This window comes from Micromonospora cathayae, assembly GCF_028993575.1.
GTDB lineage: Bacteria > Actinomycetota > Actinomycetes > Mycobacteriales > Micromonosporaceae > Micromonospora > Micromonospora cathayae.
The window spans coordinates 1472120-1488471 of sequence record NZ_CP118615.1 but is presented as its reverse complement, the minus strand read 5'-3'; the positions used below and the strand labels follow the sequence as shown (position 1 = coordinate 1488471).

The window sequence follows — 16352 nt, the reverse complement described above, 5'->3', positions numbered from 1 at the left end:
TTCCGGTACCGGCCGCGCCGCCGGCCGGGGTGAGCCCACCGGTACCGGCCGCGCCGCCGGCCGGGGTGGGTGGGTCGCCGGCCGGGGTGGGGGCTCCGGCGGTCACTGCCCCGGCCGGGCGCGCCGCTGCCGCTGGCGCTGGATCAGGCCGACGGTGACCAGCAGCGCGGTGACCAGCAGCAGTCCACCGACGGCGAGCAGGTACCCCCAGCGGTCCCGCCAGATGTCGTTGCCGGCCGCCGGGAGCGGCGTCGGGGCCGCCTCCGCAGCGGCGGTGCCGACCGGTACCGGCGGGACCTGCCCCGTCTCGGCCAGCAGCAACGGCAGCACCACCGCCGCCCGGGTGATCGCCCAACCCGGGTCGTCGATGAACACGTCGTCGGTCAGGCCGAACCGGGTCAGGCCCTGCTGCGCCCGGAGCAGGTCGTACGAGTCCAGGTCACCGGAGCTGTCCAGCCCGACGCTGGCGTAGTCGCTCAGCTCGCTGCTCTCCGAGGTCCAGGTGACACTCGCCTGGACCTCGACCCAGCGCGGGCAGCGCTCGTCGTCGACCGGGACCCCGTCGCCGAGGTTCGAGCCGACGCTGACCTCCCGGGTGCTCTCCTGGAGTTTCCAGCCGTAGCAGACGTCCTGTGCCTCGGCGTTGCGCTTGAGCACCGCCACGGTGTCGGCCCGCTCGGTGGCGGTGGGCGGCGGCACGACGCTGCCGCCGCCGTCGTTGTTGACGATCCCGATGCCCACGCAGACGCCGACGACCACGACGGTGACCACGACCAGCCAGACCGTGGACTTCTGCTGCCCTCCGGCGGCGGGCTTCGCCCCGGTCATCAGCTGATCGCGGCGGCGATGATCGCGCCGGTGGCGAGGTGGATGACGGCGGACACCCACACGGCCGGGTGCGGCTCCGGGTCGACCAGGATCTCACCGAGCCTGCCGGGGGTCGCCACGTCCAGCACCACGAACGCCGCCGCCATGATGACCAGACCGAGGATGCCGTACGCGGCGGCACCGGTGATGCCGAGCCGGAAGTTGTCGTCGCTGGCGACGATCGCGGCGACCACGATGATGCCCACGCCGGCCAGGTTGGAGGCGAGCAGCAGCGCCGCGTTGCGGTTGCGCTGGGTCCAGATCAGTTCGTTGAGCCGGCCCGGCGTGGCCACGTCGACCAGGACGTAGCCGATGGCCATCAGCAGGACGCCGACCACCCCGTAGGCGAGGGTGACCAGCAGGTCGGTGACGAGGGTCTGCACGGTGGGACTCCGGAGGATGAGGGGATTCGTCGATTACTTGCCGCTGCCGGGGCCACCGCCGCGGACGGTGCTGCCCCGTCCCCAGCCCCAGTGGTTGCCCACCGTGGAGTGGTAGCGCGGGTACGCGGTGGAGAGGCGCTCCAGCAGGATCAGCGACCCGGCCGCCACCGGCAGGATGACCACCGAGTCGTCGTCGTAGCGCAGGTAGACCCCGCTGCCGTCGACGTACTCGTCGGCCGGCGTCCAGGTGTCGGTCACCTCGTCGGCCACCTGGCTGGGCGACTTCGACGAGGTGTAGGCGACGGCGTCCCGGCCGATGTCCTGCGCGGCGGCCCGGGTGTACCGGTCCTCGACGTAGCCGCGCGGGGAGAAGTTGCCGTAGAAGACCGCGAATGCGGCGACCAGCGCGCCGATCACGGCGAACGCCGCGCCCACCACGAACCACCTGCGGTACGTCACCGTGTCACCACCGTCTCGGTCAGGACCAGCTCATTGGTCTGCGGGTACGCGTGCCAGGTGCGCCACCGCACCGCACCGGCCGTCGGGTCGGGGGCGACCGCCAGCGCGGTCACCGCGTCCGGGTCGCCGGGGAAGACCCCCACCAGCGCGTACGGGTCGTCGGCCAGGTCGGCCCGGAGCCGGGCGACCCGGCTGCTCAGGCCGCCCGGTTCGGGGCGGAGCACCGTGGCGGTGAAGGTGTAGCCGCTGGCCGGCTCGTGCACGGTGGCCGGCAGGTCGGGTCGTCGGCCGGGCAGGCAGGCCACCGTCTCGGTGAACGGCACCGGGCCGGCACCGGGACGAGCCGGGACGCTGCCGGAATGGGCCGGGGCGGCGACGGGACGAGCCGGGTCGGTCAGCAGTACCTGGTGGGAGGCGCCGAGCAGCCGCAGCCGCAGGCGGGCCCCACCGGGCAGATCGAGGTCGAGCACGTGCAGGGCGGGCAGTTCGGGGCCACCCAGCGCCAGGCTGAGGTCACCGGCGCTGGTGTCGACGTACGGGGCGGCCAGGCTGACGAGCACGCTCAGTTCACCTGCTCCGGGCCGGCCTGCGGGTAGATCATCACCTCGGCCCGGTGTAGACGCTCGCCCCGGGCCACCTCCCAGTCCGCGTCGCCGTACCGCTCGAAGGAGAGCAGCGCCCCGCCCGAGGTCCGGTAGTCGTGGTAGCGGAGGCCGCCGGTGGGGTTCAGTCCGGTGGTGCCGGTGCCGGTCCAGCGGGCCCGGCCCGACTCGTCGCTGTGGTAGCGCCGGCCGTCGAAGTCCACGGTGGGTGGTCCCGGGGTGACCGTCGCGCCCGGCTCGGCCGTCCAGAGCACCAGTTCCAGCTCCGGGTCCTCCTCCACGGAGAGCCAGCGCCGGGCGCCCTCGGTGTCCTCCAGCAGGTGCTCCCGCCAGCTCCACTCGCCCTCGGTGAGGAACAGCGAGCCGCGTACCGCGTAGGACACCTGGCGGATCTCGACGAGGTCGCCGGGGCGCAGCTTGCGCGGGTCGCCGCGCAGCGCGTCGGCGTCGTGGTCCCGCAGCGGGTCGACGCCGGTGGGGGCGGCCGGGCGGGTCTGGCGGCGCGTCCGACGCAGGGCGACCAGGGCGACGACCAGGCCGCCCACCGCGACCAGGCATCCCGCTACCGCCAGGACGTACACCAGCGTCTCGCTCACCGCTCCCGCCTCCCCCTGTGCCGGTCAACACCGTGTCGGCGCACGACGGTAACAACCGTCCGCACCCGCCTGAACAGCAGCTTTGCTGAGTGACGGGTCAGCTACCCGGGGTGGTCGGCGGGGTGGGGCGGTCCGCCGGGTCCGGGTCCGGCCGCTCCGCCTGGGCGGATTCGGACGGCGGCAGGTGCCGGGCCGGGTCGGGGCAGATCAGGTACCCGGGCGGCACGACGGGGTAGCCGGGCGGGACGGGGTATCCCGTCGGCGGGACGGCGGGATAGCCGGACGGCAGGGTCGGGTATCCGGGCGGGACGGGGTAGCCGGAGGGCGTGGCGTACGCAGGCGGTGGGGCGGCCAGGTAGGACCAGGCCACCGGCGGCGGGACGGCCGGCTGCTCGGTCCGTGGCACGAAGTACCGGTTGGCCGGCGGCACGCTCACCAGCAGCACCACCGCCAGGCTGAGCGCGAAGACGAGGAGCAGACCGCCGAACGATCCGACGCCGAGCAGCTCGGTGCCCAGGTCGACGTCGCCGTACAGGGTCTCGCTGAACTCCGACTCCTCCCAGACCAGCTCGCCGTCCTCGGCCTCGGTCCAGTCGCCGCCGCCGCTGAACGGGAGGAGGAACAGGCCCAGGCAGCCCTGGCCGCAGAGCAGCAGCAGTTGCAGGCCGGCACCGACGTAGACCAGGGTCCGGGCGGTGTTGCCGCCCCGGCGGAGCGGCCGGGCGGTGGCCGCGAACCAGACCGCCAGGAACAGCGCCGGCACGGCGAGCAGCACCGCCGTCAGCACGTTGCCGACCCGTTCGCCGGACACCTCGTCCGGGTCGGCACCCGACACGATCTCCGCCGCCCGGGTGATCTGGCCGTCGAACTGCACCGCCGCCGCGATCGCCAGCCCGGCCACGGCGAGCAGTACGCCGGCCAGGCCGAGCTGCAACCAGAAGGCGACGGACACGATGGTGGGCCGGTCCGGACGTACCGGCTCGGTGGCGGTGGCGGGTCCGGCCGGCTCGGCGGCGGTGGTGGTCATGATCGGGAGGGTACGGGCGACCGGCGGACGGGCGCAGACCCGTTCAGTCGGCCCCGACGGGACCGGTGATCATTTCTGGGCGAGCTGCTCGGCCGCGTACTCGCGTACCGTCCGGCGGCCCATGATGCAGCCGGCGAAGGTGGTGAACTCGCCGTCGGTGTCGGCGAGCCGACCCCAGGCGGTCCGGGCCGCCACCGGGTCGATCCGGTCCAGCAGGGTCGCCGCGTACACCCGGCCGGCCGGGCTGCCCTGTTCGAGCAGCCGGTCGACTTCCGCGCGGACCTGGTCGGCCCGGTCCGGCAGCGCCGCCTCCAGCCGTCGGTACGCCTCGGTCTCCGGCAGGATCCGCGCCGCGAAGCCGACCCCGTCGAACGCCACCGTGTCCGTCCGGCCCAGCTCCGCGGCGTCCACCGCGATCTGTGACCTCTTCCGTCCCCACATGCCGTCTCCTTTCCCCGTACCTGCCCGTTCCGACCCGATGATCAAGAGGTTCGCGTGCGCGAACCTCTTGATCGGCCCTGGGATGGCGGGTCAGGCGGCGGTGACGGCCAGCGACTCCTTGCTGTCGGCCAGGTCGACGCGGACCGTGTCACCGTCCCGGATCTGGCCGGCGAGCAGGGCCTTGGCGAGCTGGTCGCCGATGGCCGACTGGACCAGTCGGCGCAGCGGCCGGGCCCCGTAGATCGGGTCGTAGCCGTGCTCGGCGAGCCAGCCGCGGGCGGGGTCGGTGACCTCCAGGCCGAGCCGGCGGTCGGCGAGCCGCCGGCGCAACCGGTTCACCTGGATGTCCACGATGGCCCGCAGGTCGTCGCCGTGCAGGGCGGCGAAGACCACGATGTCGTCCAGCCGGTTGAGGAACTCCGGCTTGAAGTGCGACCGGACCACCGCGAGCACACCCTCCCGGCGCTGTTCCTCGGCGAGCGTCAGGTCACCGATCACCGACGACCCGAGGTTCGAGGTGAGGATCAGGATGGCGTTGCGGAAGTCCACCGTCCGGCCCTGGCCGTCGGTGAGCCGGCCGTCGTCGAGCACCTGGAGCAGTACGTCGAAGACGTCCGGGTGGGCCTTCTCCACCTCGTCCAGCAGGATCACCGAGTACGGCCGGCGGCGTACCGCCTCGGTGAGCTGGCCGCCCTCCTCGTACCCGACGTAGCCGGGCGGGGCACCGACCAGCCGGGCCACCGAGTGCTTCTCGCCGTACTCGCTCATGTCGATGCGGACCATGGCCCGCTCGTCGTCGAACAGGAACTCGGCGAGCGCCTTGGCCAGCTCGGTCTTGCCGACGCCGGTGGGGCCGAGGAAGAGGAAGCTGCCGGTGGGGCGGTCCGGGTCGGCGACCCCGGCGCGGGCCCGCCGGACCGCGTCGGAGACCGCGCCGACCGCCTCGGCCTGGCCGACCACCCGGGCGCGCAGCGACTCCTCCATCCGGAGCAGCTTGGCGGTCTCGCCCTCCAGCAGCCGGCCGGCGGGGATGCCGGTCCAGGAGGCGACCACGGCGGCGATGTCGTCCGCGCCGACCTCCTCCTTGAGCATCGCGCCGTCGGCCTGGAGCCGGGCCAGTTCCTCCTCGGCCTTCGCCAGGTCGGCCTTCAGCGCCGGGATGCGGCCGTACCGCAGCTCGGCGGCGCGTTCCAGTTCGCCGTCGCGTTCGGCCCGCTCGGCCTCGCCGCCGAGGCGTTCCAGTTCCTCCTTGGCGGTGGAGAGCTTGGTGATGTGGTCCTTCTCCAGCTTCCACCGGTCGGAGAGGGCGGTGAGCTGCTCGCGCTTGTCGGCCAGTTCCTTGCGCAGCCGGGCCAGCCGCTCGGCGGAGGCGGCGTCCGGCTCCTTCGCCAGCGCCATCTCCTCGATCTCCAGCCGGCGGACCGCCCGCTCGATCTCGTCCACCTCGACCGGCCGGGAGTCGATCTCCATCCGGAGCCGGGACGCGGACTCGTCGACCAGGTCGATGGCCTTGTCGGGGAGGAACCGCTCGGTGATGTACCGGTCGGACAGCGACGCGGCGGCGACCAGGGCGGCGTCGGTGATCCGTACGCCGTGGTGCACCTCGTAGCGTTCCTTGAGGCCGCGCAGGATGCCGATGGTGTCCTCGACGGTCGGTTCGCCGACCAGGACGGGCTGGAAGCGGCGTTCCAGCGCCGGGTCCTTCTCGATGTGTTCGCGGTACTCGTCGAGGGTGGTCGCGCCGACCATCCGCAGCTCGCCCCGGGCCAGCATCGGCTTGAGCATGTTGCCGGCGTCCATCGAGCCCTCGCCCTTGCCCGCGCCGACCACGGTGTGCAGCTCGTCGAGGAAGGTGATGACCTGGCCGTCGGAGTTCTTGATCTCCTCCAGGACGGACTTGAGCCGCTCCTCGAACTGGCCCCGGTACTGCGCGCCGGCGACCATCGCGCCGAGGTCGAGCGAGACCAGCTTCTTGTCGCGCAGCGACTCGGGCACGTCACCGGCGACGATCCGCTGGGCCAGGCCCTCGACGATGGCGGTCTTGCCGACGCCCGGCTCACCGATCAGCACCGGGTTGTTCTTGGTACGCCGGGACAGCACCTGGATCACCCGGCGGATCTCGGAGTCCCGGCCGATCACCGGGTCGATCTTGCCGTCCCGGGCGCTGGCGGTCAGGTCGACGCCGTACTTCTCCAGGGCCTGGTAGGTCTGCTCGGGGTCGGCGGTGGTGACCCGCCGGTCCCCGCCCCGGATGCTGGGGAACGCGGCGACCAGGTTCTCCTCGGTGGCGCCGGCGTTGCGTAGGGCGACGGAGACCGCGCCACCGACCCGGGCCAGGCCGGCGAGCAGGTGTTCGGTGGAGGTGTACTCGTCGCCGAGCGGGCGGGCGATCTGTTCGGCCGCGCCGATGGCGTTGACGAACTCCCGGGACAGGGTCGGCTCGGCGATGCTGGACCCACGCGCGGCCGGCAGGCCGTCGATCGCGCGTACGGCGACCCGGCGCAGCTCGACCGGGTCGGCCCCGGCGGCGCGCAGCAGGCCGGCGGCGGTGGATCCGGCGGTGTCGAGCAGGGCCAGCAGCAGGTGCCAGGGTTCGACGGTGGCGTGTCCGCGCTGGTTGGCGCTGGCGACGGCACCGGTGATGACCTCGCGGCTCTTGGTGGTGAGGCGTTCCGTGTTCATGGGCTCCCCCGGAATCGGCGTGTCCACTAGGACAGACACAACCAGAGTTGAGCCTATTCCACTCAACTTCTACAGTGTGAGCCGAGTCACTTATAAGCGAAGATCAATGAGTTGTTACCGTGAGGGCACCCCGACGAGCCACCGGAAAGGTGTACCGATGCGCAGGATGCTCCGCAACGCCGCCGTCGCCGCCGCCCTCGCCATGGCCGGCGGCACGCTGGCCACCGCCAGCCCCGCCCAGGCCATCCCCTACCCGAAGGACAACCAGAGCGTCGTCTACACCTACTACTCCGACGCCAGCCGGACCGTCCAGGTCGGCACCTGGATCTACGGCAACTGCCTGGAGGACTTCTTCTGGGGCACCAAGACCGCCTACTACGAGATCGACACCGTCACCTGCCCGGCCGACTGACCCCGGCGCGCCCACCCCGGGGCCGGTCCCGGGGTGGGCCACCCGAGCTGGCGGCCCGTTTCAGCGTCGTTCCAGGACCACGTTGACCCAGCGCCGTTCGCTCGGCAGTGCGGCGGCGAGCACCACCCCGGCCGGGCCCCGGGCACAGAGCGTGCCGTCGGCGAGCACGGTGAGGTGGTGCTCCGGGGTGACCGGCCAGCCCATCCGGTGGTACCGGTTCCCGGTCACCACCCCGACGCCGTCCGGCCCGTTCACCGCGAGCATGTTCAGGCCGATCGCGGCCACCGAGCCGACCCGCTCCGGGTGCCCGTCGGCACGGACCGGTTCCCAGTCCAGGCCGGGCGACCGCCAGAGCGCCGGGAACGTCGTCCGGTCCGGGCGCTCACCGATCAGCCACGCCGTGTCGGACGAGTCCACCACCGCGCGCAGCACACCCACCTCGCCGTCGGGCACGGACATCGCCTGCCGCCGCCAGTTCCGCCCCCCGTCGGACGAGATCGCCGCGTACGGTCTGCCGTCCCGTAGCCCGGCCGCCACCACCAGGTCCCGGTGCGAGGCCACCGAGTTCAGGCCGGGCACCTCCGGCTGGACGGCCAGCGGGCGGAGCCGTCGGCCGTCCCACTCGGCGACCTGCCCGGTCTCCTCGGCGTACTGGAAGCGGCCCTGGGCCGCCCGCCACTGCGGCGGTGGGCTGGTGCCGCTGGACGTGAACGTCGCGCCGCCGTCGGTGGACAGGTGGTAGCCGTGCGGTTCGCTGAACAGCAGCAGCAACCCGGGGGCCGCGTAGAGCTGCTGGTTCTCGGCGACCGGGCGGGGGTGCCGTAGCTTCCGCCAGGACCGGCCGCCGTCGACGGTGGCCCAGAGCAGTGCCGGGCAGTCGGAGCCGGCAAGCTTCCCGTCGCAGGCGGCGAAGAGGGCGTACCCGCGCTGCCCGTCGACGAACTCGACGTACGGCCGGTCGTACCGCTCGGGCACCGCGACCTGTGTGCGGCGTACCTCGGCGAACGGAATCGGCGACGGGCCCGGCACGGGCGTCACCACCCCGACCGGCGGGGTGGTCGCGACCGGTGGCGGGGGCCGGCGCACGTCCCCGATCGAGCACCCCACCAGCGCCGGTACGACCAGCAGTGTGACCGTCCACCGGGATAACCGTGCAGCCATGGCCCTCCTTCGCGCCGGTACCGTACCGTGACCGCGTGCGAGTACGTGTTGAACAGACTGCCCTGCCGGGAATCGGCGTTCGTCACGATCTGCTGACGGAATCCGGACGCCGGCTCGGTGTGGTCTCCCACCGAAACGGCCGACGTGACCTCGTCCTGTACGACCCGGACGATCCCGACTCCTGCCAGCACGACATACCGCTGACAGACGACGAGGCGGAGGCCCTGGCCGACATCCTCGGCGCGTCGCTGATGCTCGGTCAGCTCTCCGGGCTGCGGGACCAGGCCGCCGGCCTGCTCACCGAGCAGATCGCCATCCCGGCCGGGTCGAAGTACGTGGGCCGTCGGCTCGGGGACACCAAGGCGCGTACCCGTACCAGCGCCTCCATCGTGGCGGTGCTGCGACACGGCGAGGTGATCGCCTCACCAGACCCCACCTTCCGCTTCGCGGCCGGTGACGTGGTGGTCGTCGTCGGGACCCGGGCGGGTCTCGACGGCGTGACCGCCATCCTCGCCGACAGCGACCCGGACGGCTGAGGCGCGGATGCACGAGTCCTACACGCTGCTCATCGAGGTCGGCGCGCTGCTGTTCCTGCTCGGCCTGCTCGGCCGGCTCAGCCGCCGGGTCGGCCTCTCCCCGATCCCGCTCTACCTGCTCGCCGGACTCGCCGTCGGACACGGTGGGCTGCTGGAGATGCACGCCAGCGAGGAGTTCTTCGCCGTCGGCGCGGAGATCGGCGTCATCCTCCTGCTGGTCATGCTCGGCCTGGAGTACTCGGCCAACGAGCTGGTCGGCAACCTCCGCGCGGCAGCCCCGGCCGGGCTGATCGACGGCGTGCTGAACGCCCTGCCCGGCGCGGCGTTCGCGCTGCTCCTCGGTTGGGACTGGACGGCCGCCGTGGTGCTCGCCGGCATCACCTGGGTCTCCTCGTCCGGCGTGATCGCCAAGGTCCTCGGCGACCTGGGCCGGGTCGGTAACCGGGAGACGCCGGTGATCCTCTCGGTGCTGGTGATCGAAGACCTGGCCATGGCGCTCTACCTGCCGCTGGTGACCGCCCTGCTGGCCGGGGTCGGGCTGTTCGGCGGGCTGAAGGCGCTGGTCATCGCGGTCGGTACGGTGCTGCTGGTGCTGGTTGTAGCGATCCGGTACGGCCACCTGATCTCCACCGCGATGTCCGCGAAGGACCCGGAGGCGCTGCTGCTCGGCGTCCTCGGGATGACCCTGCTGGTCGCCGGGGTCGCCTCGAAGCTCCAGGTGTCGGCGGCGGTCGGCGCGTTCCTGGTCGGCATCGCCCTCTCCGGGCCGGTGGCACACCACGCCACCGAGCTGCTCACCCCGCTGCGGGACCTCTTCGCGGCGGTCTTCTTCGTCTTCTTCGGGCTGGTCACCGACCCCCGGGACATCCCCCCGGTGCTGCTGCCGGCGCTCGCCCTGGCCGTGGTCACCATGGGCACCAAGGTGCTCACCGGGTACCTCGCCGCCCGCCGGGCCGGCATCGCCGAGCCGGGCCGGTGGCGGGCCGGGCTGGCGCTGGTGCCCCGGGGCGAGTTCTCCATCGTCATCGCCGGGCTCGCGGTGTCGAGCGGCCGGGTCGAACCGGCGCTGGCCGCGCTGGCCGCCGCGTACGTGCTGATCACCGTGGTGACCGGGCCGATGCTGGCCCGACTGCCCGACTTCGGCTGGTTCAAGCAGTGGCTGCGCCGTCGGGCCGCCGCGGCCCGACGGATGGAACCGCTACCGACCCCGGACTGAGCCCACCGGTGCAGCGCCGGGCCAGGTTCACCAGGAAGGCCACGGTCCCGGTCGGCGTCCGCGTCGGCCGGGACCGGACCCGCCGGTACGGGTGGACCGGCCCGGCGGGCGGCCGGGCAAGACTTCCGGCCAGGGCTTCCCCGCTTTGCGCGACCGCGCTACCGTGTCGCCCCAGCAGGCCAGGTCCAGTGGCTGCCCGGTACGCCCCACGGGCGCGAGCGGAAGGTGCCGGTGCACGTGCCCGATTCGACGTTCCGCGGCTTCGCCAACCCGGTGGATCCGTCGCCGGCGGAGCTGCGGGCGTGGGCGTACCACCCGGACTCGGTGCCCCTGACGTCGATGCCGCAGGACTGGGACCTGCTCGTCTCCGGCGACCACCTGGTGACCACCCTCTTCGAGCTGGCCATGGACACGGCCTGCCCGGCCCGCCGGTTCGCCCTGCACTGCCTCTACATCTACGCCGCCGACGGCATCCGGACCGGCTTCCGGGCGCACCCGAAACGTCGGCTGCGGAAGCTGGTCGAGCACGCCGAACTCACCGGTGACCACCTGGTCCGCACCTGGGCGTACAACACCCGGGTACTGCTGGAACGGCCGGACCTCTTCGACTACCACGACTGGTGCGAGGGCGGCCTGGTCCGCGAGAACCGCCGCATCGGTTGACCCGGCACGACGCCGGGCCGCGACGAGTCCGGGCCGGAACGGGGGTCGGCCGCGACCGGGCAGAGCCGGGAAGCAGACGGGGCCGGGAAGCAGACGGGGCCGGGAAGCAGACGGGGCGGCGACCGGGCTGGACCGGTGCCGGGGTACGGGCCGGGACCCCCCGTGGTTCCCGGCCCGTGGCTCGGCACGGCATCCGTCCGCGCTCCCGCGCCGAACGGCCGCGATGTGGTGCCCCGACCGGCCACGGTTGTGGCGACCGGCCGTGGTTTCGGGTGGCTACCGGCCGGGCGGGGTGCCCCGGTGACCGGTACCGCCCCCGTCCGGGCGCCCGCTCGCGGCGGGACCGGACCGGCGTCCGTCGGTTCTCGGCGGTGCGGGTTTCGGCGGGCCGGGCTTCGGCGGCGCGGGCTTCGGGGCGTCCTTCCGGGCCCCCGGTCCGGACGTTCCGGGGCTTGCCGGCCCGGAGGCTCCGGATTTCGCCGCCCCGGACCCTGCGGCCCCGGACCCTGCGGCCCCGGACCCTGCGGCCCGGGGGCCGGAGGCAGCCGGCTCGCCGGCCTGGTCGGGCCCGGTGGTGTGGGGTTTCCGGTCGACCGCTCGACCGGGCTTGCCGGCGAACCGGCGGTCGGTGATCCGGTCGAACTTCTCCCGTACGGTCTCGGCCACCTCGTTCAACCGGTTCTCCGCCTGCTGGGCCACCCTGCGCGCCGACTCCGCCACCACTGGTCTCCGATACGCCCGAATCAACCCTTTTGCCCAGGCTAACCAACCGGGTCGGACCGCGCGGCACTTTCCCGATACCGGGAGGCGGAACCTGCCCGGCGCCGGGAGCCGCCTCCCCGGTACCGGAAGTCAGTGGGTACGGGCCGTACCGGGAGCCACCGGTACGGCCCAGCGGGGGAGTCAGTGGTCGCGGCGGGGCCGCCAGACCACCAGGGCGGTGGAGGTACGGGTGGTCGGGACGATGTCCCGCCCCGGGAAACGGACCATCGCCTCCAACTCGGCCACCCGCCGGTACGCGGCGTCCAGCTCCGCCTCCATGGCGGCGAGCCGGGCCTGCGCCTGCTCCAGGAGCTGCTCCAGGCCGATGATCCGCTTGATGCCGGCCAGGTTCACCCCGTCGTCCTGGCTGAGCCGCTGCACCTCGCGCAGCAGCACCACGTCCCGGACGCTGTACCGGCGACCACCACCGGCCGCCCGACCGGCCTGCACCAGCCCCAGCCGGTCGTACTGGCGCAGCGTCTGCGGATGCATCCCCGCCATCCGCGCCGCGACCGAGATCATCAGCACCTTGGCGTCGTAGGCAGGGTCACCCGAGCCGACGAACTCGTCCGCCATCCCGCTCACCTCCGCGAGTACTCCACCGTGACCGCCGGCGCGCGGGCCGCGCCCGAGGATCAGCGTCCGGGTCGGTTGGGACGCGCGTCGCCGCGCGTCGGTCTGTCAGTTGAAGCGACGCACCCGCGCGTCGAGATGTTCCCGGGCGGCCGGCGGCGTGTGCTCGGCGAACGTCTCCAACGCCTGACGGGCCTCGTCGGAGAGCCGGGACGGCACCACCACGTCCAGGGTGACCAGCAGGTCGCCGGCCTGCCCGTCCCGGCGTACCACGCCCTTGCCCCGGGCCCGCAGCACCCGGCCGGCCGGGGTACCCGGCGGCACCCGCAGGGTCACCGTGCCGTCCAGGGTGGGTACCCGCAGATCGGTACCGAGCACCGCCTCCGGGTACGTGATCGGCACGGTCAGGGTCAGGTCGTCGCCGGAGCGCCCGAACAGCTCGTCCGGGCGTACCTTCACGTGCACGTACAGGTCGCCGGCCGGGCCGCCGCGCTCGCCCGGCTCACCCCGCCCGGCCAGCCGGATCCGCTGGCCGTCGGCCACCCCGGCGGGAAATCGGACGTTGAGGGTACGGGTCTTCGTGACGCCGCCGGTGCCCCGGCACTCCGGGCACTTCTCCTCGACGACCGTGCCGACGCCCTGGCAGTTGCGGCACGGTTCGGCGAAGCTGAACGACCCCTGGTTACGGGTCGTCGTCCCGGAGCCCTGGCAGTGCGGGCAGGTCACCGGGGTGGTGCCCGGTTTGGCCCCGTTGCCGTGGCAGGTGTCGCAGACGCCGGGTGCCCGCAGCGTCAGCGGCAGGGTCACCCCGTGCACCGCATCGGTGAAGTCCAGCGCCACCTCGGCCTCGACGTCCCGGCCCTTGACCGGGCCCCGGGCCCGTCCCGGGCCGCCGGCCCCACCGCCGGAGAAGATCGAGCCGAAGAGGTCCGAGACGTTGCCCCCGAACCTTCCGCCGCCGCCACCGCCGCCACCGAACAGGTCGGAGACGTCGAACGGCACGCCGCCCGGCTGCCCGCCACCGCGCGCGTTACGGCGGAAGGCACCCGAGCCGAACAGGGAGCGCATCTCGTCGTACTCCCGACGCCGCTTGTCGTCGGAGAGGACGTTGTACGCCTCGGAGGCGGCCTTGAACCGCTCCTCGGCCCTCGGGTCGTCCGGGTTGTGGTCCGGGTGCGACTCCCGGGCCAGCTTCCGGTACGCCTTCTTGACCTCGTCAGCGGAGGCGGACTTGTCCACCCCCAGTACCGCGTAGAAGTCCTTGTCGATCCAGTCCTTGGCACTCACCGGTCCACCCCCTTCCCACCGACGTGCACCGGGCGTCCCGCCCACCGGTGCGAGGTGGGCGGGACGGCCCGGTCACGGGTCCACTCGTCTGTTCCGGGTCGGCGGCTACTCCGGGTCGGCGACGGCCACCATCGCCGGCCGCAGCAGCCGCTCGCCGAGCTGGTAGCCCCGGCGCATCACCTGGACGCACGTCGGCTCGCTGACCTCGGCCGAGGTCTGGTGCGCGACCGCCTCGTGCCGGGTCGGGTCGAAGGGGTCGCCCTGCTCACCGAAGGCGGTGAGACCGAACTTGCCCAGTGCCGTGGTGAGCTGCTCGGCGACGCTGCCGAACGGGCCCACCAGGTCGCCGTGCTCACGGGCCCGGTCCAGGTCGTCGAGGATCGGCAACAGTGCGGTCAGTACCGCACCGGTCGCCTGCTCACCGACCAGGGCCCGGTCCCGCTCGACCCGCTTGCGGTAGTTGGCGTACTCGGCGGTGACCCGTTGCAGGTCCCGGGTGCGCTCCTCCAGCTCGGAGCGGAGCGCCGCCAGCTCGGCGCCGAGCGGGGCGGCGGCCGGGCCACCGTCGGCCGGCTCGGCGGGGGCGTCCACCACGGGCGCGGCACCCGCGGGGGTCTCCACCGCCGTCGACTCGATCTCGATCTCGTCGACCACGACCTCGGCCTCTTCGACCAGGCCCCCGGCAGCCCCGGCGTCGGCCCCGGCGGAGCCGGTCGGCTCCACCGGGTCGCCCGGCGTCGAACCCGGAGTGTCCTCCGGTTCGGCGGCTCGTGGCTTGTCCGTCATGCGGCTACCTCAATCCCTCTGCCGTGGTGACCGGGCGGGAGGTCACTTCTTCCCGTCCTCGTCGACGATCTCGGCGTCGACCACGTCGTCGGCACCGGCCTTGGGGCCGGCCTGCGTGCCCCCGGGGCCGGCGGCACCCGGCTGCTCGCCGCCCTGCTCGGCCTGCTGCTGCGCGTAGAGCAGCGAGCCCGCCTGCTGGGAGACGGTGGCCAGCCGCTCGTGGGCCGACTTGATCTTCTCGATGTCCTGACCACCGAGCGCGCCACGCAGCTCACCGAGCGCCTCGTTGATCTGGTCACGGTTCTCGGCGGGCAGCTTGTCGCCGCTCTCGGCGAGGAACTTCTCGGTCTGCCACTGGAGCGCCTCGGCCACGTTGCGGGTCTCGGCCTCGTCGCGGCGGCGCTTGTCCTCCTCCGCGTGCTCCTCGGCGTCCCGGCGCATCCGCTCGATGTCGTCCTTCGGCAGCGAGGAGCCGCCGGTGATCGTCATCTTCTGTTCCTTGCCGGTGCCCAGGTCCTTGGCGTGCACGTTGACGATGCCGTTGGCGTCGATGTCGAAGGTGACCTCGATCTGCGGCACGCCGCGCGGCGCCGGCGGCAGGCCGGTCAGCTCGAAGGTGCCGAGCTTCTTGTTGTACGCGGCGATCTCCCGCTCACCCTGGAAGACCTGGATGAGCACCGACGGCTGGTTGTCGTCGGCGGTGGTGAAGACCTCGGAGCGCTTGGTCGGGATGGTGGTGTTGCGCTCGATCAGCTTGGTGAAGATGCCGCCCTTGGTCTCGATGCCCAGGCTCAGCGGGGTCACGTCGAGCAGCAGGACGTCCTTGACCTCGCCCTTGAGCACACCGGCCTGGAGGGCGGCGCCGACGGCGACGACCTCGTCCGGGTTGACGCCCTTGTTGGGCTCCCGACCGGTGAGCTGCTTGACCAGGTCGGTCACGGCCGGCATCCGGGTCGAGCCGCCGACCAGGATGACGTGGTCGACGTCGGCGATCTTGATGCCGGCGTCCTTGACGGCCTGCTCGAACGGGCCCTTGCAGCGGTCCAGCAGGTCCTGCGTCATCCGCTGGAACTCGGCCCGGCTGAGCGTCACGTCCAGGTGCAGCGGGCCGGCCGATCCGGCGGTGATGTACGGCAGGTTGATGTTGGTGGTGGTGGCGGCGGACAGCTCGATCTTGGCCTTCTCGGCCGCCTCGCGGAGCCGCTGGAGGGCCATCTTGTCCTGGGACAGGTCGATGCCGTGCTCGCCCCGGAAGGTCTTCACCAGGTGGTCGATGATGCGCTGGTCCCAGTCGTCACCACCGAGCTGGTTGTCACCGCTGGTGGACTTGACCTCGACGACGCCCTCGGCCAGCTCCAGCAGGGAGACGTCGAAGGTGCCGCCACCGAGGTCGAAGACCAGGACGGTCTGCTCCTTGGAGCCCTTGTCCAGCCCGTACGCCAGCGCGGCGGCGGTGGGCTCGTTGACGATCCGCAGCACGTTGAAGCCGGCGATCTCACCGGCCTCCTTGGTGGCCTGCCGCTGGCCGTCGTTGAAGTACGCCGGGACGGTGATCACCGCGTCGGTGATCTGCTCGCCCAGGTACGCCTCGGCGTCCCGCTTGAGCTTCATCAACGTCCGGGCCGAGATCTCCTGCGGGGTGTACTTCTTGCCGTCGATGTCGACGGACCAGTTGGTGCCAATCTCCCGCTTGACCGACCGGATGGTCCGGTCCGGGTTGGTCACCGCCTGACGCTTGGCGACCTCACCGACGAGCACCTCGCCGTTGCGGGCGAACGCGACGATCGACGGGGTCGTCCGCGAGCCCTCAGCGTTGGCGATGACGGTGGGCTCACCGCCCTCGAGAACGCTGACGCAGGAGTTCGTCGTGCCGAGGTCGATACCGACCGCACGTGCCAT

General features: G+C 72.8%; 17 protein-coding genes. 4 read left to right on the top strand and 13 right to left on the bottom strand.

All coding sequences use genetic code 11. From position 1 onward, the window contains the following. Positions 1-102 precede the first annotated feature (102 nt). The 8 genes from PVK37_RS06895 to clpB form a co-directional block, all read right to left on the bottom strand. The gene (locus PVK37_RS06895; RefSeq protein WP_275032926.1) at positions 103-828 is read right to left on the bottom strand and encodes a hypothetical protein; all 726 of its coding nucleotides are present in this window, start codon (positions 826-828) and stop codon (positions 103-105) included. Then, positions 828-1250, bottom strand: coding sequence for a DUF350 domain-containing protein (locus PVK37_RS06890; RefSeq protein WP_275032925.1), 423 nt, complete (start codon positions 1248-1250; stop codon positions 828-830). Before PVK37_RS06890 ends, PVK37_RS06895 begins: the two co-directional genes overlap by 1 nt. Before the next feature lie 33 nt (positions 1251-1283). Further along, positions 1284-1709, bottom strand: coding sequence for a DUF4247 domain-containing protein (locus PVK37_RS06885; RefSeq protein ID WP_275032924.1), 426 nt, complete (start codon positions 1707-1709; stop codon positions 1284-1286). Then, on the bottom strand, positions 1706-2269 hold the full coding sequence (locus PVK37_RS06880) for a DUF2617 family protein (RefSeq protein WP_275032923.1): 564 nt from the start codon (positions 2267-2269) through the stop codon (positions 1706-1708). Before PVK37_RS06880 ends, PVK37_RS06885 begins: the two co-directional genes overlap by 4 nt. Positions 2270-2271: 2 nt before the next feature. Beyond that, positions 2272-2907, bottom strand: coding sequence for a DUF4178 domain-containing protein (locus tag PVK37_RS06875; protein ID WP_275032922.1), 636 nt, complete (start codon positions 2905-2907; stop codon positions 2272-2274). A gap of 97 nt (positions 2908-3004) precedes the next feature. Then, positions 3005-3934, bottom strand: a complete 930-nt coding sequence (locus PVK37_RS06870; RefSeq protein WP_275032921.1) for a hypothetical protein — start codon at positions 3932-3934, stop codon at positions 3005-3007. Positions 3935-4003: 69 nt separating this feature from the next. Next, positions 4004-4375, bottom strand: a complete 372-nt coding sequence (locus PVK37_RS06865; protein WP_275032920.1) for a hypothetical protein — start codon at positions 4373-4375, stop codon at positions 4004-4006. A 90-nt stretch (positions 4376-4465) separates the two neighbouring features. After that, positions 4466-7057: an ATP-dependent chaperone ClpB gene (clpB, locus tag PVK37_RS06860; protein WP_275032919.1), complete on the bottom strand. Its 2592-nt coding sequence runs from the start codon at positions 7055-7057 to the stop codon at positions 4466-4468. A 157-nt stretch (positions 7058-7214) separates the two neighbouring features. On the opposite strand from clpB, the gene PVK37_RS06855 reads away from it, so the two are divergent. After that, positions 7215-7469 carry a DUF6289 family protein gene (locus PVK37_RS06855; RefSeq protein WP_275032918.1) on the top strand — a complete coding sequence of 85 codons (255 nt, stop codon included), beginning with the start codon at positions 7215-7217 and terminating at the stop codon, positions 7467-7469. 60 nt (positions 7470-7529) lie between these two features. On the opposite strand, the gene PVK37_RS06850 is transcribed toward PVK37_RS06855, so the two are convergent. After that, positions 7530-8630, bottom strand: coding sequence for a WD40/YVTN/BNR-like repeat-containing protein (locus PVK37_RS06850; protein ID WP_275032917.1), 1101 nt, complete (start codon positions 8628-8630; stop codon positions 7530-7532). A gap of 35 nt (positions 8631-8665) precedes the next feature. Between PVK37_RS06850 and PVK37_RS06845 the strand changes: the two genes are divergently transcribed. The 3 genes from PVK37_RS06845 to PVK37_RS06835 all read left to right on the top strand — a co-directional run bounded on the left by PVK37_RS06845 (position 8666) and on the right by PVK37_RS06835 (position 11045). Then, a complete protein-coding gene (locus tag PVK37_RS06845; protein ID WP_275032916.1) occupies positions 8666-9166 on the top strand; it encodes a cation:proton antiporter regulatory subunit in 501 nt (166 codons plus the stop codon). A gap of 7 nt (positions 9167-9173) precedes the next feature. Next, entirely contained in the window at positions 9174-10382 is a 1209-nt protein-coding gene (locus PVK37_RS06840) for a cation:proton antiporter (RefSeq protein WP_275032915.1), read from the top strand. A gap of 231 nt (positions 10383-10613) precedes the next feature. Then, positions 10614-11045, top strand: coding sequence for a hypothetical protein (locus PVK37_RS06835; RefSeq protein ID WP_275032914.1), 432 nt, complete (start codon positions 10614-10616; stop codon positions 11043-11045). 903 nt (positions 11046-11948) lie between these two features. On the opposite strand, the gene PVK37_RS06830 is transcribed toward PVK37_RS06835, so the two are convergent. The 4 genes from PVK37_RS06830 to dnaK all read right to left on the bottom strand — a co-directional run bounded on the left by PVK37_RS06830 (position 11949) and on the right by dnaK (position 16352). Next, entirely contained in the window at positions 11949-12383 is a 435-nt protein-coding gene (locus tag PVK37_RS06830; RefSeq protein WP_275032913.1) for a heat shock protein transcriptional repressor HspR, read from the bottom strand. Between the two features lie 105 nt (positions 12384-12488). Next, positions 12489-13667: a molecular chaperone DnaJ gene (gene dnaJ / locus PVK37_RS06825; RefSeq protein WP_275032912.1), complete on the bottom strand. Its 1179-nt coding sequence runs from the start codon at positions 13665-13667 to the stop codon at positions 12489-12491. A 105-nt stretch (positions 13668-13772) separates the two neighbouring features. Next, positions 13773-14453 (bottom strand): nucleotide exchange factor GrpE, encoded by a 681-nt coding sequence (gene grpE / locus PVK37_RS06820; RefSeq protein WP_275032911.1) that lies wholly within the window; start codon positions 14451-14453, stop codon positions 13773-13775. A gap of 42 nt (positions 14454-14495) precedes the next feature. After that, positions 14496-16352, bottom strand: coding sequence for a molecular chaperone DnaK (gene dnaK / locus PVK37_RS06815; RefSeq protein ID WP_275032910.1), 1857 nt, complete (start codon positions 16350-16352; stop codon positions 14496-14498).